Raw genomic sequence first — 18724 nt, 5'->3', positions numbered from 1 at the left:
AAAAGGCCGCTGATCTCTCAGCGGCCTTGTAGATAGTTTATTGCGCGCCTTGCTTGTCGATCAGCGCGGCCAGGGCTTCGTATTCTTCCGGCAGCAGGTCGGTCAGCGGGGTGCGCACGGGGCCTGCGTCGTAGCCGACGATCTTGGCGCCCGCCTTGACGATGCTCACGGCATAGCCAGCCTTGCGGTTACGGATGTCCAGGTACGGCAGGAAGAAGTCATCGATGATCTTGTCGACGGTGGCGTGATCTTCGCGGGCAATGGCGTGGTAGAAATCCATCGCGGTTTTCGGGATGAAGTTGAACACCGCCGAGGAGTACACCGGCACACCCAGGGCCTTGTAGGCAGCGGCGTAAACCTCTGCAGTCGGCAGGCCGCCGAGGTAGCTGAAACGGTCACCGAGGCGACGGCGGATCGAGACCATCAACTCAATGTCGCCCAGGCCGTCTTTGTAGCCGATCAAGTTCGGGCAGCGCTCGGCCAGGCGTTCCAGCAGTGGCGCGGTGAGGCGGCAGACGTTGCGGTTGTAAACCACCACACCAATCTTGACCGACTTGCACACCGCTTCAACGTGGGCGGCAACCCCGTCCTGGCTGGCTTCGGTGAGGTAGTGCGGCAGCAGCAGCAGGCCTTTGGCCCCCAGGCGCTCGGCTTCCTGGGCGTACTCGATGGCCTGGCGGGTCGAACCGCCCACACCGGCGAGGATTGGCACGCTGGTGGCGCAGGTATCAACCGCGGTTTTCACTACTTGGGAATATTCGCTGGCGGCGAGGGAGAAAAACTCACCGGTGCCGCCGGCAGCGAAAAGGGCCGTGGCGCCGTAGGGGGCCAGCCATTCCAGACGCTTGATGTAGCCCGCCTGGTGGAAGTCACCCTGCGCATTGAAATCGGTCACGGGGAAAGACAGCAGACCGTGGGAGAGGATGGACTTCAGTTCTTGTGGATTCATTATTCGAACACCCTGGGCGAAGACTTTCTGTCGAAAGGTTGTTGTTGGTTTTGGTGATGTCGTACGTCATCGTACAACTATAAAAAGATTCGTCAACTGCAATTCGTCGAGGTCCGTCCAGGGCTCGATGTGTTACCTGCCTTCTTGACGTAGGAAATTATTCCTCTATGCTGGCATGAACTGTATATACATACAGTTATTACGGAAGATTCCTACGACATAGCAAGGAGCTAACATGTCAGGTCTTGAACTCGCAGCACCCGCAAAACACCTACCGATCCTGCGCTTCGAAGGCGGCGAACACACCGCCATCGGCGACGACACCCTGTTGCGTTTCGCCAAGGACGCCCCAGCCATCCCCGCCCGACAAGTCGAGCTGCACCTGCCCAACGGCCTGGCGTTGACCTACGGCCAAGTGATCGCCCTGGGCGGCGACTTCTATGGCGTTCCCGGTCAACCCATCAGCGATGGCAACTCCCCCACCGACCGCGTGCAACGCTTCACCGCCGCATTCAACTCGCTGGCGGTTTTGCCAGCGTCGCGGGAAGAAGCGCGCAAGATCCTCGCGGTGATGCAAAAGGAGATCAACGCGGTCAACCAGGCGATCAGGGACGGCAAGCAAGCCCATGAGGCCTACGACGCGCTGGGTGATACGTTGTCCGAGGAGTGGAACCGTATCACCGGTGGCGGCAGTGCGGTTTCGGCGCTGGTGCCATTGGGGCGCTACTTGAAACTGGCGGCGGAAAATGCCGACCACTTTGGTGAATGGGCGCTGTCGGCGTATCTGGCGGGGCATACGGCGGCGCTGCAACAAGCCGTCGTAGCTCACCAGACCGGCACCGACCAAGCACTGGAACTGGCCTATGCCATGAACAGTTTTGCTGATCACTTTTTGACCGACCTGTTTTCTGCCGGGCACTTGCGAGTGCCACGCAAGCAATTGGCAGCGGTGGTGACGCCGGGGGAATTGGGCTCGCTGATCAGCCGCTTCATGCACGATGAAGACAGCAAGTTCGGGCTCAAAGTGCGCAATGCCCTCGGGGAGCAATGGCATGCCTATGGGGACAAGCGCTACTTCGATGCCATCGATGCGGACAATCGGGTGCAGGTCAAACGTGCGGTGCAGGCTTCGGCGGATGAAATCTTCGACACCTTTATCAGCGGCGTGGCGCCCTCCCCGGCCAACTTCAAGGCGCCCTTGTATGTGCCGGACTTGAACGCCGCGCAAAACCCGGCGAACAACTTTTCGCCGCTGTTCAAGATGGAAGGAGACAAGGTGCTGCGGCGCAAGGAAGTGAATGACTTGAACGACAAGCGCTGGACGGATGATTGGTGGGGGTGGAGTACGTATCTGTTGCTCAAGGACTACAAGCCGAATCATCCTGCCTGACCCAGATGATCGTTCCCACGCTCCGCGTGGGAATGCATCCAATGACGCTCCGCGTCACCTTGCGCTACCAGGACGCGGAGCGTCCGGGGAGGCGTTCCCACGCAGAGCGTGGGAACGATCAAAAGCCATTCGTCGACACTGTCAATTCTGACAGTGTCGCCCAATTTCAGATAATCCTAACGTTGCCACTGGCTCTCCAGTGTTCAGCCAAGTATGGCTAAGCAGCGTAAGCACCTGGAGAGGCAACATTGTTTTAACAATCAATGAGGTGCAACGATGGCGAGCAAACCCAAACTCACTTTTAAGGTCAACGGCATCAACCAGCCCCAAACCCAAGAGGGTTGCGTTGACGTCAGCGAGATTATCGCGGTAGGCGACTTTGTCGTTCAAGACGGCACCAGGTTCCGTGTAAACAGCAAAACGTTCGTCATGGAAGATGACGTCGTAGTCGGTATTGAGTACGACATGGAACCCGCCTGAAATCCCCCGTTGCTATCGCTGCGACTCTGCCTCTTCATGGGCATGGCGCAGCCGCTCCCGGCTATTGGTCAAATGCAACCGCATCGCCGCCCGCGCCGCATCCGAATCCTTACGGGCAATCGCCTCGTAGATTTCTTCGTGCTCACGGCTCAGGCGCCCCATGTAGTGCTGCTGGTCATCATGGGCCAGGCGTGCGGAATTCAGGCGCGTACGCGGAATGATGCTGGTGCCCAGGTGGGTCATGATGTCGGTGAAGTAGCGGTTGCCGGTGGACAGGGCAATTTCCAGGTGGAAAGCAAAGTCGGACGCCACCGCATCACCGGCATGCGCTGCGCTTTCATTCAGGGCGTCGAGGGCGGCGCGCATGGTCGCCAGTTGTTCGTCGGTGCGGCGCAATGCAGCCAAGCCAGCGGACTCGACTTCCAGGCTGATCCGCAACTCCAGGATTGCCAGCACATCACGCAGGGTCACCACCGTGGCCGGGTCGATACGGAAGCCGCTCGGGCTTGGCGTATCCAGCACAAAGGTGCCGATGCCGTGACGGGTCTCCACCTGCCCCGCCGCCTGCAAGCGCGAGATGGCCTCACGTACGACGGTGCGGCTGACCCCGTGGGCTTCCATGATCGCCGACTCGGTGGGCAGCTTGTCACCGCGCTTGAGTTCGCCGTCGCGGATTTGCTCGGACAACACCGTGACCAATTCCTGGGCAAGGCTGCGGCGCTTGCGGGGAAGACGAGGGGCGGTGTTGGTGTTTTCCATGATGAATCATCTTTCTCGGCGAACTTGAGCAGGCATCATAGCCCATGGCGGTTGTACGATCACCGTCCGTACACGACTTTCATCCATATCCTGGGCGCAAAAAAATGCCCCGGCACAAGCCGAGGCATTTTTCAGGCGTGCCCGAGGGCGACCGCCGTTTACTTCACCACTTTCAGGCTCGGCCGGCCGCTTGGACGCGGTGGCTCGGCATCCGGTGGCAGATCACCGTCGTCATCGCCTTCGATCGATTCATCGCCGTCGAACGGCGACTCCAGATCAAACACCATGCCTTGGCCGTTCTCCCGGGCGTAGATCCCGAGAATGGCGCCAATCGGCACGAACAGCGTATGCGGCACACCGCCGAAACGCCCTTCGAAGCTCACCGCTTCGTTGTCCATGTGCAGGTGGCGCACGGCACTGGGCGATACGTTCAGCACAATCTGCCCGTCACTGGCAAAACCCTGCGGTACCTGAACCGCAGGAAATTCGGAATTGACCAGCATGTGCGGGGTGCAATCGTTGTCCACAATCCACTCATAGAGCGCGCGGACCAGGTAAGGTCGACTGGAGTTCATCAGCGGCTCCTTAAGCCTTAGCGCATATCGCGTTCGACACCAGACAGACTCGCCTGGAAAGCCTCACGCGCAAACTGGCGCTCCATGTAATCAAGCAGCGGCTTGGCTGGCCGCGGCAGTTCAATACCGAGAATCGGCAAGCGCCAGAGTATCGGTAATAGGCAGCAATCCACCAAGCTTTGTTCCTCGCTGAGGAAAAAAGGTTTATCGGCGAACAGCGGCGAAACGCCAGTCAGGCTCTCGCGCAATTCCTTGCGCGCCTGCACCCGAGCGGCTTCTTTGGAACGCGAATCCAGAATCACATCCACCAGCCCGCACCAGTCACGCTGGATCCGATGGATCAGCAGGCGGCTGTTGGCACGTGCCACCGGGTACACCGGCAGCAAAGGCGGATGCGGGTAACGCTCATCCAGGTATTCCATCACCACGGTCGACTCCCACAACGCCAGGTCACGATCGACCAGGGTGGGCAAGCTGCCGTAGGGGTTCACTTCGATCAGTTTCGGCGGCTGACGGCCCGCCTCCACACTGATGATCTCGGCGCTGACACCCTTCTCTGCGAGCACGATACGTACTCGGTGGGAATAGTGGTCGGCGGGGTCGGAGTAACAGGCCAACCGATTGGTCACGCCCATGGCGGTCCTCCTCGCTTGTTGAAATTATCGAAAGCTCAAAAACGAGCGCGCCCAGGGAGCATCTCTGTAACAACCGGTTCAAACAGGCTGCTACGTATTCAGAGATGCCGCTGGGCGCGCAAGATTAACAGCAATTGCTTACGGTTGGATCAATGCACATCCTTCCAGTATTCACGTTTGAGCAGATAGGCGAATACAAAGAAGAAAGCCAGGTACAGCAAGACGTAGGTACCGATGCGCTGGTGCTGCAGTTTGACCGGGTTGGCCGAGTAGGCCAGGAAGGTCACGAGATTTTTCACTTTCTCGTCGAACTGCTCTTCGTTCAGCGCGCCGGTCTTGGGCACGATGGTCAGTTGATCGCACGCTTCGTGAGTCAAAGGCGTACCGGTCAACGGGTCATATTGCTTCTTGCCGTCTTCGACGACCTGAACCTGCTTGCATCCTACCACTTGGCGACCCTGCAGGCCGACCAGAACGTTAGGCATGCCGACGTTCGGGAAGACCTTGTTGTTCACGCCATACGGGCGCGCCGGGTCTTCGTAGAAGGATTTCAGGTAGCCGTACAGCCAGTCGGTGCCACGTACGCGTGCCACCAGGGTCAGGTCGGGCGGTGCAGCACCGAACCAGGCCTTGGCGTCGGCAGGCTTCATGCCGATGTTCATGTGGTCGCCGATCTTGGCGCCGGTGAACACCAGTTTCTCCAGCATCACTTCGTGTGGGATACCGAGGTCATCGGCAACCCGCTCATAACGCTGGAACTTGGCGCTGTGGCAGCCCATGCAGTAGTTGGCGAACGTCCGCGCGCCGTCTTGCAGGGCGGCTTTATCCGACACGTCGATATCGACTTTTTCCAGCTCCGGGCCGCCGTGTTCGGCAGCGAAGGACAGCAGCGGCAGGGCCGCAAGCATCAATGCAACGAATAATTTTTTCATCAGCCAGTCACCCTTTCCGGTACCGGTTTGGTCTTCTCAAGCCGGGTGTAGAACGGCATCAGAATGAAGTAGGCGAAATACAGGAAGGTGCACACCTGCGACAGCAACGTACGCTCAGGGGTTGGCGCCAATACGCCCAACACGCCCAGGATCACGAAGGCAATGCAGAACACCCACAACCAGATCTTGCTCAGCCAGCCCTTGTAGCGCATGGACTTGACCGGGCTACGGTCGAGCCAAGGCAACACGAACAGCACAGCGATGGCCGCGCCCATGGCGATCACGCCCATGAGTTTGTCCGGGATCGCGCGCAAGATCGCGTAGAACGGCGTGAAGTACCAGACCGGGGCAATGTGCTCAGGTGTCTTGAAGGCGTTGGCCTGTTCGAAGTTAGGTTTCTCCAGGAAATAACCACCCATCTCCGGGAAAAAGAACACGATCGAGCAGAACACGAAGAGGAACACGACCACGCCGACAATGTCCTTGACGGTGTAGTACGGGTGGAACGGAATGCCATCCAGTGGGATGCCGTTCTCGTCCTTGTGCTTCTTGATGTCCACGCCATCCGGGTTGTTGGAACCGACTTCGTGCAGCGCCAGGATGTGCAGCACCACCAGGCCGAGGATCACGATCGGCAAGGCCACCACGTGCAAGGCAAAGAAGCGGTTCAGGGTGATGCCGGAGATCAGGTAGTCACCACGGATCCACTGGGTCAGGTCGTTGCCGATCACCGGGATCGCACCAAACAGCGAGATGATCACCTGGGCACCCCAGTACGACATCTGGCCCCACGGCAGCAGGTAACCCATGAACGCTTCAGCCATCAGCGCCAGGTAGATCAGCATGCCGAACACCCACACCAGCTCACGAGGCTTCTGGTACGAGCCGTAGAGCAGGCCACGGAACATGTGCATGTAGACGACGATAAAGAACGCCGAGGCGCCGGTGGAGTGCAGCAGGCGCAGGATCGAGCCGTACTCGACGTCACGCATGATGTATTCAACGGAAGCGAACGCTTCTTCTGCCGACGGCGTGTAGCTCATCGTCAGCCAGACGCCAGTGACGATCTGGTTGACCAGCACCAGCAGTGCCAACGAGCCGAAGAAGTAGAAGAAGTTGAAGTTTTTTGGTGCGTAATATTTGCTGAGATGGTCTTCCCACATTTTTGTGGCGGGGAAGCGCGCATCCACCCAATCCATGAACTTGCTCATCACGCGTTCTCCTTATCGAGGCCAATGACAATGAGGTCGTCAGTTTCGTAGGTATGCGGAGGCACGGGCAGGTTCAGGGGAGCAGGCTGGGACTTGTAGACGCGACCGGCGAGGTCGTAGTGCGAGCCGTGGCAAGGGCAGAAATAACCACCGACCCAATCCTTGCCCAGATCGACCGGAGCGACTTCCGGGCGGAAGGTAGGCGAGCAACCCAGGTGAGTACAAAGACCGACCAGCAGCAGAATTTCTGGCTTGATCGAACGCGCTTCGTTTTTGGCGTAGGCGGGTTGGTCGGACTTCTCGGATGTCGGGTCAGACAACTGGCCTTCGATCTTCTTGAGATTCCCCAGGATTTCCTCGGTACGACGAACAATGAAGACCGGCTGGCCGCGCCACTCAGCAATCATCTGCTGGCCTGGCTCGATCTTGCTGATATTCACCTTCACCGGTGCACCTGCGGCTTTCGCCTTGGCACTGGGAAACCATGACCCCACGAACGGGACCGCAGCCCCCACCGCTCCTGCAGCACCCACCACGGATGTGGCTGCTACCAAGAAGCGACGCCGGCCTGCATTCACGCCGTCATTGCTCATTCAGTCCTCTCCCATCAGCTTTTTGGCCTGTTAAATCAGGCGTCTACTAAGTGTTGAATCTTTACTTATAAAAATTTTGCCGAATGGTAATGAAAAGCCCCACGGTTGACAAGGTAATTGCCCAGGGCTCAGCCTCCAGGCCTTGTAGTATAGGGGGTCTACGGATGTGGCAAGTTGTCACGCACAAATTTGTGCATAAATCGCAGGCAATAAAAAACGCCCAGCTCCGTGAGGAGGCTGGGCGTTTTTGTGGAACGTAAAGCGAATTAACGCTTCGAGTACTGCGGACGCTTACGCGCTTTACGCAGACCGACTTTCTTACGTTCAACTTCACGGGCATCGCGAGTCACGAAGCCAGCTTTGCGCAGAGCGCCACGCAGGGTTTCGTCGTACTGCATCAGAGCGCGAGTGATACCGTGGCGGATTGCGCCAGCTTGACCACTTACACCGCCACCGATAACGGTGACGTAGATGTCGAACTTCTCAACGGTCTCGGTCAGTTCCAGCGGCTGACGAACTACCATGCGGGCAGTTTCGCGACCGAAGAAGTTTTCCAGAGTGCGGTTGTTGATCGAGATGTTACCAGTGCCCGGACGCAGGAAAACGCGTGCGGTTGCGGTTTTGCGACGGCCAGTGCCGTAATTTTGAGTCGCCGACATAATGAACTATTCCGTTAAAACTTCAGTTCTTGGGGCTGCTGAGCAGCATGAGGGTGTACAGCGCCCGCATAGACTTTCAGCTTGCGAAACATATCGCGACCCAGTGGGCCCTTAGGCAGCATACCTTTGACCGCGATTTCGATCGGGGCTTCAGGCTTCTTGGAGATCAGGCCTTCGAAGTTCGAAGACTTGATACCGCCTGGGAAACCGGAGTGACGGTAGTACATTTTGTCTTGCGCTTTGTTGCCGGTAACACGTACCTGCTCAGCGTTGATGATCACGATGTAGTCACCGGTGTCAACGTGAGGGGTGTACTCAGGCTTGTGCTTGCCACGCAGACGGCTGGCGACTTCAGTGGCCAGACGACCCAGGGTCTGACCAGCGGCGTCGACGACAAACCAGTCGCGCTGAACTGTTTCCGGTTTTGCAGTAAAAGTTGTCATTCTTTAATAGCCTCAGGGGCCGCCCTGTAAATTAGACGGCGGATCTTACTGAATAGTGCGTACTTTGACAAGTCAAAGGCAGCCGGATACAGACGCTATCGGGGGCTCGGGTCGGCGCGTCCGTTCAACGGCAAGATTCTTCGGCAGGCGGCGCATCACTTCCACTGCAGAAAGAGGTGGGCAATTATGCAGATTGCGAAAAAAAATTCAACCTGCTTTTATGATTGTTTTCCCTGAAGGAGTACCCGATGGATTATCGACAGCTGGGCCGTACGGATCTGAACGTGAGCGCGATAGCCTTGGGCACCATGACCTGGGGCGAGCAGAACAGCGAGGCAGAGGCCTTCGCCCAGATTGAGCGGGCCAAAGGCGCGGGGATCAACTTCCTCGACACGGCGGAAATGTACCCGGTGCCACCCAAGGCCGACACCTATGCCACCACCGAGCGCTACATCGGTAATTACTTCAAAAGCCGTGGTGATCGCGCCGACTGGGTCCTCGCCAGCAAGATCGCCGGCCCCGGCAACACCATCGACTACATCCGCGACGGCCACCTGCGCCACAACCGCAAACACATCGGCCAAGCCCTGGATGCCAGCCTCAAGCGCCTGCAAACCGACTGGATCGACCTCTACCAGTTGCACTGGCCGGAGCGCAGCACCAACTTCTTCGGCCAGTTGAGCTACAAGCACAAGGACGAAGACAACCTCACCCCGCTGGAGGAAACCCTCGAAGCGCTGGACGAACAGGTGAAGGCCGGCAAGATCCGCCATATCGGCCTGTCCAACGAAACCCCATGGGGCACCATGAAGTTCCTCGCCCTGGCCGAAGCCCGTGGCTGGCCTCGCGCCGTGTCGATCCAGAACCCCTACAACCTGCTCAACCGCAGCTTCGAAGTAGGCCTGGCGGAAATCGCGATTCGCGAGCAATGCGGCCTGCTGGCCTACTCGCCCCTGGCGTTCGGCATGCTCAGTGGCAAGTATGAAGGCGGCGCACGCCCGGCCAAGGCGCGCCTGACGGAATACAGCCGCTTCAGCCGCTACTTCAACCCGCAGTCGGAAGCGGCGTGCAGCCGTTACGTGGCGCTGGCGCGCGAGCATGGTCTGGACCCGGCGCAGATGGCGTTGGCGTTTGTGACGCAACAACCGTTTGTGACCAGCAATATCATTGGGGCGACGTCGCTGGAGCAGCTGGATAGCAACATTGCCAGTGCCGACCTGAAACTGTCGAAAGAGGTATTGGAGGGGATTGAGGCGATTCAGAAGGATCATCCGAACCCTGCGCCTTGATTGACCTGTAGGCCGCCATCGCAGGCAAGCCAGCTCCCACATGATCGTTCCCACGCTCTGCGTGGGAACGCCTCTTGTGACGCTCCGCGTCAGGACTTTAAAAGGGGACGCGGAGCCTCCAGGGCGGCATTCCCACGCAGAGGGTGGGAACGATCAGAGCGCCCGCGCAATGATCTCCTTCATGATCTCATTGGTCCCCGCATAAATCCGCTGCACCCGCGCATCCGCCCAGGCCCGCGCAATCGGGTATTCCCACATGAAGCCGTAGCCGCCGTGCAGTTGCACGCACTCATCGAGCACCTTGCATTGCAGGTCCGTGGCCCAATACTTGGCCATCGCAGCGGTAGGCACATCCAGCTTGCCCTCCAGGTGCAACGCCATGCACTTGTCCACAAACACGCGGCCGATCTGAATCTCGGTGGCCATCTCCGCCAGCTTGAAGCGGGTGTTCTGAAAATCCGCAATCGCCTTGCCAAACGCCTTGCGCTCGCGGGTGTAGTCCAGGGTCCATTCCAGCGCGGCCTCGGCAGATGACACGGCACCGATGGCCACGGTCAAACGCTCCTGGGGCAGCTCCTGCATCAAGTACGCAAAGCCCGCGCCGGCCTGGCCCAACAGGTTTTCCTTGGGCACACGCACGTCCTGGAAAAACAGCTCTGAGGTGTCCTGCGCCTTCATGCCGACCTTCTCCAGGCGCTTGCCCTTGGCAAAGCCCGGCGTGTCGGCTTCCACCAGAAACAGGCTGGTGCCCTTGGCGCCGGCCTTGGGATCGGTCTTGGCGACGACGATCACCAGGTCGGCCAGGTAACCGTTGGTGATAAAGGTCTTGGAGCCGTTGATCACGTACTCATCACCGTCCAGCACGGCGGTGGTCTTGACCCCTTGCAGGTCGGAACCGGCGCCCGGTTCGGTCATCGCAATGGCCGTGACCATCTCGCCGGAGATCAACTTGGGCAGGTACTTGTGCTTCAGCGCCTCACTGCCGTAATGCAGGATATACGGCGCAACGATGTCCGAATGCAGGGAAAAGCCGATGCCGGTCAAGCCCAGGCGGCTGACCTCTTCGATCACCACCGCGCTGTAGAGAAAGTCCGCGCCCAGGCCGCCGTATGCCTCCGGCAGATGGGAACACAACATCCCCGCCTCCCCCGCCTTGCTCCACAAATCGCGGTCGATATAGCCCTGTTTCTCCCATTGCCCATGGAACGGCGCGGCGTGTTTTTCGAGGAAGGTGCGCACGCTCTCGCGAAAGAGTTCGTGTTCCGGGCTGTACAAGGTTCTGGGGATCATGGCTCACCTGCGGGGATTGTCGGACAAAAACAAGCCCACAGAGACTATGCCGCGAAGGCATCACAGGACACTGGACACATGCGACAAAAAATAAGACGATCCAGCCGTCTGGTGACCACTTTCCCCTATAAGAATAAATGAAATTATGTCTAACCAAATCTCCACGCCCTTGCGGCGCGTCAGCATTTTGGCCATTGATCGGGTATTCGCTTCCACCCTCATGCAAGCCAAGGATTTCTTCCACCTCGCGAGCCTGCGTTACGGCAAGCAACAAGGCCTGGGCCTGACCCCAGCGTTCGAAACGCGCCTGGTCAGCCCCGACGGGCAATCAGTGCGTAGCTTCAGCGATGTGATCATGCCGGTGGACGGCGGCCTGGAAGACGCCGATATCATCGTGCTACCGGCCTTCTGGGACGACTTCGACGCCCTCTGCACCCGCTACCCACAAGTACTGCCGTGGCTGCGCGCACAACACGCACGCGGCGCCGTGCTCTGCGGCGAAGCCACCGGGGTGTTCTGGCTGGCCGAAGCCGGCTTGCTCGATGGCAAGGAGGCGACCACCTACTGGCGCTTCTTCAACGCCTTCAGCGAACGCTTCCCGAGGGTCCAGCTCAACCAGGACAAGCACCTCACCGACGCCGACAACCTGTATTGCGCCGGCGGCACCACCTCGGCGTGCGACCTCTACATCTACCTGATCGAACGTTTCTGCGGCGCCAACATCGCCCAGGCCGTGGCCCGCGATATCCTCTACGAAGTGCAGCGCAGCTACGCGCCAGGACGCATCGGTTTTGGTGGGCAGAAGCTGCATCAGGACGTGATCATCCTGCAGATCCAGCATTGGCTCGAAGAACACTTCGCCGACAAATTCCGCTTCGAAGACGTCGCCCGCGAACATGGCATGAGCATCCGCAATTTCATGCGGCGCTTCCAGACGGCGACCGGTGACAAGCCGCTGCACTATCTGCAACGCCTGCGTATCGAGACGGCCAAGGGGTTGCTTTCGGGCAGCCGCAAGAGCATCAAGACCATCAGTTATGAGGTGGGGTATGACGATGCGAGTTTCTTTGCGCGATTGTTCAGGCAGCACACGGAGCTGTCGCCGAACCAGTATCGGCAGCAGTTCCAGCAGGCTGCGTAACCCCACGCCGGTGCCGTGAACGCCCCCCCTGCAACAGCCCGATGCTGCAGGGATGCACCGATTACATGCCCTCCTGCAAAACTACCTTTTCCCACAGCGAGACCGGAGAAAGACCAACCAGTCACGCTGAGGGTACTGGCAGCATGAGCGATGGAAAACCCAATGCTTGACGGGATTGAACCCCGCAGAGCAATGGGTTTCGTCAAATCCATTCAGCTCAGACTTGCACGAGGACTTAATCATGCAATCGATCGAGAACCGCTCTTTCAGCCCGGCCACAGCCACATATTCGAACAACACTGCGGAGGGCGATAAGCCCACCGAGAGCAGCACGGAACAATGCTCGAACAAGGAGGAAGAGGACAAGAAGATGCAAGATAAGGAGAACAAAGAGGACAAGGAGACCTTCAAGATAAATCCCGACGGTTCAGTCTATAGACAAAAAAACCAGGTTTGGACTCAGGTGTCGCCGCCCACCTTCCCCCAAGAGGATTCGGAGCAAATCCTTTTTTAACGCTCGACATAAAAAAGCCCGCTTCACTGCGCGGGCCTTTTTACACGACGACGCGATTACTTAAGGCTTGTGCCCACGCGCCAGGAACTCGTGGGACTGCATTTCCAGCAAGCGACTCAGGGTGCGCTGGAACTCGAAGTTCAAGCGCCCACCCGTGTACAGGTCCTTCAGCTCTACTTCCGCCGAGATGATCAGTTTCACGTTGCGGTCGTAGAACTCATCGACCATGTTGATAAACCGTCGCGCGATGTCGTCGGTGGTCACGCTCATCTGCTCCACGCCGCTCAAGATCACCGCATGGAAGATCTTGCCCAGTTCGATGTAGTCGTTCTGACTGCGCGGGCCGTCGCACAGGGCGCGGAAGTCGAACCACGCCACGTCATCGCACGTACGCAGCGCAATGATTTCGCGGTTCTCGATCATCAACTTGTCGTTTTCCACCGCCTGGGTGCATTCCGGCGTGAGGGCGCGGAAGCTCTTGCGCAGGCTTTCGTGCGCCGCTTCGTTGAGCGGGAAGTGGAACAGCTCCGCTTGCTCGAGGTGACGCAGACGGTAGTCGACGCCGCTGTCGACGTTGACGATCTCGGTGTTCTGCTTGATCAGCGCGATGGCTGGCAGGAAGCGTGCGCGTTGCAGGCCGTCCTTGTACAGGCCGTCCGGCACGATGTTCGAGGTGGCAACCAGGGTCACGCCGTTCTTGAACAGCTCTTCCATCAAGGTGCCGAGGATCATGGCGTCGGTGATGTCGGAGACGAAGAATTCATCAAAGCAGATCACCCGCGCTTCGTCGGAGAAGCGCTTGGCGATGATGGTCAGCGGGTTTTTCTCGCCCGGCAGGGTCTTCATCTCTTCGTGCACGCGCTTCATGAAGCGGTGGAAGTGGGTGCGGACCTTTTCCTTGAACGGCAGCGCTTCGAAGAAAGTGTCTACCAGGTAAGTCTTGCCCCGGCCGACGCCACCCCAGAAGTACAGGCCTTTGACCGGCGTGTGGTCTTTCTTGCCAAACAGCTTGCTGAACATTCCCGGCTTGCTTTGCGAGGCCGCGACGAGGTCGTCGTACAGGCGCTGCAAGTGACGCACCGCCGTTTCCTGGGCAGCGTCATGGAAGAATTCAGGGCGTTTCAGATCAGCTTGATATCGTTCTAGGGGCGTCATAATTTCGTTAGCAAGGCAACAAAAACGGGCCGTCACTGTAACGACGGCCCTGATTAATGGCAATCAACCCTTGGTCGGGTCAATCTTCGATTGGCGTCAACGCGATGCGCAGGGCAGCGATGGCGGCGTCGCGGGAGGCGGCGTCGGCGAACTCGGCGCTGTCGGCCACGGCATTGCCTTCCAGCCAGACGCTGAAGCCCAGGGCGTCGCTGCGCACGTCCAGCGCGTCACCGTTTTGCAATTGCTTGGTCACGGCACCGGCGGCCTTGCCGTCAGCGAAGTTGCGCGACAGCAGCAGTTGCTCGCCATCGGCGGCCAGCAGGCGGAAGCGGAAGCTGCCGTCGTCTTCGCGGAAACTCACGAAACGTGCGGCTTTCGCGGCTTTCTTCTTGGCGGCAACCGGCGCAGCGGCTTGCTCGACGAAGGAGCGCAGGCCAACCGCCTCACGCAGTTCGGCGAGGAACGGTGCCGCCACGGCTCGGGCCTTCTTGGCGCCGATCAGCAGCAGGTCTTCCATGTCCGACGGGCGCGACATCAGTTGATGGTAACGTTCACGGGCTTCGCCCAATTGACCGTCCAACAGTTGGAACAGACGGCTCTTCGCCTCGCCCCAGCCCAGGCCTTGCAGCAGTTCGGCGCGGAACTCTTCTTCCTGGGCCTTGCTGGCGAATGCCTGGAACAAGGTGAACAGGTGGGAATTGTCCGGGTCCTTGGCTTCGCCCGGCGCGCGCGAATCCGTGACGATGCGCGAGATCGCGTCCTTCATGTCCTTGGCGCTGGTGAACAACGGGATGGTGTTGTCGTAGCTCTTGGACATCTTGCGGCCATCCAGGCCCGGCAAGGTGGCGACGCTTTCTTCGATCAGCGCCTCGGGCATGGTGAAGAACTCTTTACCGTTGCCGAACAGATGGTTGAAGCGCTGGCCGATGTCGCGGGCCATTTCCACGTGCTGGATCTGGTCGCGACCTACTGGAACCTTGTGCGCATTGAACATCAGGATGTCCGCCGCCATCAGCACCGGGTAGCTGTACAGGCCCATGGTGATGCCCGCATCCGGGTCTTCGCCGGCTTCCACGTTCTTGTCCACCGAGGCCTTGTACGCGTGGGCGCGGTTGAGCAGGCCCTTGGCGGCAACGCAGGTGAGCAGCCAGGTCAGCTCGGGGATTTCCGGGATGTCCGACTGGCGGTAGAAGGTCACCCGGTTCACATCCAGCCCACCGGCCAGCCAGGTCGCGGCGATTTCCATGCGCGAACGCTGAATGCGCTGCGGGTCATCGCACTTGATCAGGGCGTGGTAGTCGGCCAGGAAGTAGAAGGAGTCGGCATTGGCGTCTTGGCTTGCGAGGATCGCCGGGCGGATCGCACCGGCGTAGTTGCCCAGGTGCGGCGTGCCGGTGGTGGTGATGCCGGTGAGGATACGGGTACGAGTCGTCATGGGTAATCGCTTATCAGACTGCTATCAATTCGAGAGGCGCGGCAGCACCAGATCCTTGAGATCGGTGAGCTTGCCATGAAAAAAGTGCCCGCATTCTGCCACTTTCAGCAGCTCATGGGGGCGATTCAGGGCGGCGGACCAGTCGTAGACGGTCTGCGGGTCGACCACTTCGTCGGTTTCCGGCTGGATCAGGGTCAGCGGGCAGCCCAACGGCAGCGGGTCGGTGTCGCACAGGCGCATCACCGCCGCGGCGACCATGAACAGGTGCGCGAGCTTCTCACCCTTGGCTTCCAGGCGGCCGCCGAGGCTGGCGGCCACGTAGCCACCAAAGGAGAAACCGAGCAGGGTCATCGGCAGATCGGGGTGTTTTTCCCGCAGCCAGGTGGCGGCCGCTTCGGCATCGTCCACTTCACCGGTGCTCATGTCGTGGGTGCCGGCACTCGCGCCGACACCACGGTAATTGAATCGCAATGTAATCAAACCGGCATCGCGGGCGGTGCGTTGCAGGGTCGATACGACTTTATTGAGCATGGTGCCACCCTGTACCGGGTTGGGGTGGCAGATCAGCGCCAGGCCCCGTGGTTCGGGGTGATCCAGGTACAGCGCTTCCAATTGGCCGACCGGGCCATCGATCAAAACGGGGGTTTCACGCATGAGCAAGAGATGAACTCCGTGACCTCTCAAAGGGTCAACTCGTCTAGCTAAAAGTCTGTGCTTGGCATCATTGCGAGCTTAATCGCGGTATACAGCGCAGGTTTGAGCCGTTAACGTAAAGCAAAGCCGTTTATAGAGGAAGGACTCGTGGAACACTCGCTCTTAGTTTGGTTGTTGCCGACTCTTGCCCTGGTTGCCGGTGTCGCCATTGGATTCCTGGTTGCTCGCCTGCTGCCGAATGCCGCGCCTAACCGCACGCAGCGTCAGCTGGATGACATTCAGGAACGTTTTGACAGTTATCAGAACGAGGTTGTTACCCACTTCAACAGCACCGCGACCCTGGTCAAGAAGCTCACCCAGAGCTACCAGGAAGTACAAGACCACCTCGCCGATGGCGCCAACCGCCTGGCCCTCGACGACATCACCCGTCAGCGTCTGCTGGCCGCGCTGCATTCCGATGCACCGCAAACACCACGTGAGCGCCTGACCCCACCCCGGGAAAACCAGGAGCCGCCACGGGACTACGCGCCAAAAACGCCGAACGCCCCAGGCATGCTGGATGAGCATTACGGTTTGAAGAAGTAAGTTTTCTTCAAGCACTAAAAAGCCCGGCTGATCGATGATCAGCCGGGCTTTTTGTTACCTGCTCATTCCATCTGGCACCGCGGTCAACTGTGGGAGCTGGCTTGCCTGCGATGCTGGCGCCTCGGTCTGTCAGTTAAACCGCAGCGATGCCATCGCAGGCAAGCCAGCTCCCACACAAGCCAACTCCCACATTAATTGAGTAGCCCCTTAAGCAGGTTGTTGCTCCTCGAGTCGCCCCTCCTCAATCCGCACATGCCGCCCATGGAAGCGCTTGAGACTGCTGCGATGCCCCACGCTGACAATGCTCAACCCCGGCAACTCATCGATCAACGCCTGGTACAACGTCGCCTCATCCTCTTCATCCATGGCCGACGTCGCTTCGTCCATGTACAACCACTGCGGCGCGAACAACAACGCACGGGCAAACGCCAGGCGCTGCTGCTCACCCGGCGAAAGCATGCGTTGCCAGTGGTTGGCTTCGTCCAGACGCTCAACCAGGTGCGGCAAGCGGCAAGTCTCCAGCACCTGTGCATAACGTTCTGCCGGGTAAGCGCTGTCGTCTTGTGGATAACTCAACACCGCCGTCAACGTACCGATCGGCAGGTAAGGCTTCTGCGGCAAGAACAGATAACGCGCAGCCGGCAAACGAATACTGCCGTGCCCCGCCGGCCACAGATGGCCCATCGCACGCAGCAGGGTACTTTTGCCGCTGCCTGAACGCCCGCTGAGCATGACGCGCTGGCCGGGCTCCACCGTCATGTCCGCATCGGTCAGCAAGTGGCGACCATCGGCCAGGTCCATGCCCAAGCCCTGCACCACCAGGCGCTCGCCTTGCGGGCGCACGTCAATGGCTGGCGGGCGCTGCTCATTGTCAGTCATGGCCTGTTGAAAGCTCAGCAGACGATCACTGGTGGCACGCCACGACGCCAGGTCGGAGTACGCGCTGATAAACCAACTGAAGTTCTCCTGCACGTTGCCGAATGCCGAGTTGATTTGCATCAGCTCGCCCAACTCGATCTTGCCGGCGAAGTAGCGCGGCGCGGCGACGATAAAGGGGAAGATGATCGCGATCTGGCTGTAACCAGCGGTGAAAAAGGTCAGGCGCTTGGACACTTTCATGATGTCCCAGAAGTTGTGCCAGACCTTGCCGAAGCGTGTGCTCAAGCGCTGCTGCTCATTCGGCTCGCCGTTGTACAGCGCGATGCTCTCGGCGTTTTCACGCACGCGCACCATGGAGAAACGCAGGTCCGCTTCGAAACGTTGTTGTTGGTTGCTCAGGCCGATCAAGCGACGGCCGATCAAATGCGTCAGCCAACTGCCCACGGCGGCGTACAGCAACGCACACCAGAACATGTAGCCGGGGATGGTGATGCCGAACACTTCGATGCTGCCCGACACACCCCACAGGATGATCGAGAACGACACCAGGCTGACCACATTGCGCAGCAAGCCAAGGCCGAGGCTCAAGGTGTTGGCGGTAAAGTTGTTGAGGTCTTCGGAAATCCGCTGGTCCGGGTTATCGGTGTAACCGCCCTGCTCCAGCTGGTAGTAGTTCTTGTAGGCGAGCCAACGGGCGAAGTGCTTTTCGGTGAGCCAGGCACGCCAGCGGATGGTCAACATCTGGGTCAGGTACAGGCGGTACACGGCCCCCAGGATCGCCACGGCGGCAATCGCGCCGAAATAGCCGATCAACTGCCAGAACGCGGCCGTGTCCTTGTGTTCAAGGGCGTTGTAGAAATCCTTGTACCAGCGGTTGATCCACACCGAAACCGCTACGCTGAACAGCGACAGACCAATCACCGCCGCCAGCAGCAACCAGGCTTTGCCTTTCTCTTCACTGCGCCAATACGGCGTGATCATCGCCCAGGTTCGGCGCAGGAATTGCCCACGCACCGCGTCATTCACGGCGCCGTACTCAGCGTTCTGGTTCATCGTTCGGCTCGGCGCAATAGTGTGAGTTGATCATAACGGATGGTTTAAACGCATCGGTTAATTCAGAACGCTCATTCAGCCGATGTTCAGTGTTTATTTGACA

At 59.2% G+C, this 18724-nt stretch carries 20 protein-coding genes; 6 read left to right on the top strand and 14 right to left on the bottom strand.

The features are described 5' to 3' along the window. Positions 1 to 37 precede the first annotated feature (37 nt). Positions 38 to 949 carry a 5-dehydro-4-deoxyglucarate dehydratase gene (kdgD, locus tag ACZRMO_RS00970; RefSeq protein ID WP_124527484.1) on the bottom strand — a complete coding sequence of 304 codons (912 nt, stop codon included), beginning with the start codon at positions 947 to 949 and terminating at the stop codon, positions 38 to 40. A gap of 235 nt (positions 950 to 1184) precedes the next feature. Between kdgD and ACZRMO_RS00965 the strand changes: the two genes are divergently transcribed. After that, entirely contained in the window at positions 1185 to 2339 is a 1155-nt protein-coding gene (locus ACZRMO_RS00965) for a phospholipase (RefSeq protein ID WP_463971606.1), read from the top strand. Between the two features lie 276 nt (positions 2340 to 2615). Then, the gene (locus ACZRMO_RS00960; protein ID WP_463971605.1) at positions 2616 to 2819 is read left to right on the top strand and encodes a hypothetical protein; all 204 of its coding nucleotides are present in this window, start codon (positions 2616 to 2618) and stop codon (positions 2817 to 2819) included. Positions 2820 to 2831: 12 nt separating this feature from the next. On the opposite strand, the gene ACZRMO_RS00955 is transcribed toward ACZRMO_RS00960, so the two are convergent. The 8 genes from ACZRMO_RS00955 to rplM all read right to left on the bottom strand — a co-directional run bounded on the left by ACZRMO_RS00955 (position 2832) and on the right by rplM (position 8626). Then, the gene (locus tag ACZRMO_RS00955) at positions 2832 to 3578 is read right to left on the bottom strand and encodes a FadR/GntR family transcriptional regulator (protein ID WP_305432724.1); all 747 of its coding nucleotides are present in this window, start codon (positions 3576 to 3578) and stop codon (positions 2832 to 2834) included. Positions 3579 to 3736: 158 nt separating this feature from the next. Then, complete coding sequence (locus ACZRMO_RS00950) at positions 3737 to 4153, bottom strand: ClpXP protease specificity-enhancing factor (RefSeq protein ID WP_124527486.1); 417 nt, start codon at positions 4151 to 4153, stop codon at positions 3737 to 3739. A gap of 17 nt (positions 4154 to 4170) precedes the next feature. After that, positions 4171 to 4788 (bottom strand): glutathione S-transferase N-terminal domain-containing protein, encoded by a 618-nt coding sequence (locus ACZRMO_RS00945; protein ID WP_084376331.1) that lies wholly within the window; start codon positions 4786 to 4788, stop codon positions 4171 to 4173. Between the two features lie 149 nt (positions 4789 to 4937). Then, complete coding sequence (locus ACZRMO_RS00940; RefSeq protein WP_017734512.1) at positions 4938 to 5720, bottom strand: cytochrome c1; 783 nt, start codon at positions 5718 to 5720, stop codon at positions 4938 to 4940. Beyond that, a complete protein-coding gene (locus ACZRMO_RS00935) occupies positions 5720 to 6931 on the bottom strand; it encodes a cytochrome b (protein WP_017734511.1) in 1212 nt (403 codons plus the stop codon). The genes ACZRMO_RS00940 and ACZRMO_RS00935 overlap by 1 nt, the downstream gene beginning before the upstream one ends. Next, complete coding sequence (gene petA, locus ACZRMO_RS00930; RefSeq protein ID WP_124527487.1) at positions 6931 to 7524, bottom strand: ubiquinol-cytochrome c reductase iron-sulfur subunit; 594 nt, start codon at positions 7522 to 7524, stop codon at positions 6931 to 6933. Before petA ends, ACZRMO_RS00935 begins: the two co-directional genes overlap by 1 nt. A gap of 266 nt (positions 7525 to 7790) precedes the next feature. After that, positions 7791 to 8183 carry a 30S ribosomal protein S9 gene (rpsI, locus tag ACZRMO_RS00925; RefSeq protein WP_003216038.1) on the bottom strand — a complete coding sequence of 131 codons (393 nt, stop codon included), beginning with the start codon at positions 8181 to 8183 and terminating at the stop codon, positions 7791 to 7793. Between the two features lie 14 nt (positions 8184 to 8197). Further along, the gene (rplM, locus tag ACZRMO_RS00920) at positions 8198 to 8626 is read right to left on the bottom strand and encodes a 50S ribosomal protein L13 (RefSeq protein WP_003171742.1); all 429 of its coding nucleotides are present in this window, start codon (positions 8624 to 8626) and stop codon (positions 8198 to 8200) included. A 248-nt stretch (positions 8627 to 8874) separates the two neighbouring features. Between rplM and ACZRMO_RS00915 the strand changes: the two genes are divergently transcribed. Further along, entirely contained in the window at positions 8875 to 9915 is a 1041-nt protein-coding gene (locus ACZRMO_RS00915) for an NADP(H)-dependent aldo-keto reductase (protein WP_463971604.1), read from the top strand. Positions 9916 to 10068: 153 nt separating this feature from the next. Here ACZRMO_RS00915 and ACZRMO_RS00910 read toward each other — a convergent pair whose 3' ends face one another. Then, positions 10069 to 11205 (bottom strand): acyl-CoA dehydrogenase family protein, encoded by a 1137-nt coding sequence (locus tag ACZRMO_RS00910; RefSeq protein WP_463971603.1) that lies wholly within the window; start codon positions 11203 to 11205, stop codon positions 10069 to 10071. 220 nt (positions 11206 to 11425) lie between these two features. Between ACZRMO_RS00910 and ACZRMO_RS00905 the strand changes: the two genes are divergently transcribed. Then, positions 11426 to 12346 (top strand): GlxA family transcriptional regulator, encoded by a 921-nt coding sequence (locus ACZRMO_RS00905; RefSeq protein WP_177325302.1) that lies wholly within the window; start codon positions 11426 to 11428, stop codon positions 12344 to 12346. A gap of 241 nt (positions 12347 to 12587) precedes the next feature. Then, complete coding sequence (locus ACZRMO_RS00900; protein ID WP_463971602.1) at positions 12588 to 12860, top strand: hypothetical protein; 273 nt, start codon at positions 12588 to 12590, stop codon at positions 12858 to 12860. 60 nt (positions 12861 to 12920) lie between these two features. Here the strand turns inward: ACZRMO_RS00900 and zapE are convergent, their stop codons facing one another. From zapE to ACZRMO_RS00885, 3 genes are all read right to left on the bottom strand, one after another. Continuing rightward, entirely contained in the window at positions 12921 to 14015 is a 1095-nt protein-coding gene (zapE, locus tag ACZRMO_RS00895) for a cell division protein ZapE (RefSeq protein WP_207040079.1), read from the bottom strand. Between the two features lie 79 nt (positions 14016 to 14094). Beyond that, positions 14095 to 15450, bottom strand: coding sequence for a tryptophan--tRNA ligase (locus ACZRMO_RS00890; RefSeq protein WP_463971601.1), 1356 nt, complete (start codon positions 15448 to 15450; stop codon positions 14095 to 14097). Between the two features lie 24 nt (positions 15451 to 15474). Beyond that, entirely contained in the window at positions 15475 to 16104 is a 630-nt protein-coding gene (locus ACZRMO_RS00885; protein ID WP_463971600.1) for an alpha/beta hydrolase, read from the bottom strand. 147 nt (positions 16105 to 16251) lie between these two features. Here ACZRMO_RS00885 and ACZRMO_RS00880 point away from each other — a divergent pair, with 147 nt between their 5' ends. Continuing rightward, positions 16252 to 16689 carry a Z-ring associated ZapG family protein gene (locus ACZRMO_RS00880; protein WP_003171734.1) on the top strand — a complete coding sequence of 146 codons (438 nt, stop codon included), beginning with the start codon at positions 16252 to 16254 and terminating at the stop codon, positions 16687 to 16689. Positions 16690 to 16896: 207 nt separating this feature from the next. On the opposite strand, the gene ACZRMO_RS00875 is transcribed toward ACZRMO_RS00880, so the two are convergent. Beyond that, positions 16897 to 18621: an ABC transporter ATP-binding protein/permease gene (locus ACZRMO_RS00875; RefSeq protein ID WP_463971599.1), complete on the bottom strand. Its 1725-nt coding sequence runs from the start codon at positions 18619 to 18621 to the stop codon at positions 16897 to 16899. Positions 18622 to 18724 lie beyond the last annotated feature (103 nt).

This window comes from Pseudomonas sp. B611 (assembly GCF_055407965.1).
Note: the sequence above shows the minus strand (reverse complement) of the source record. Positions and strands in the feature narration are given on the sequence as shown.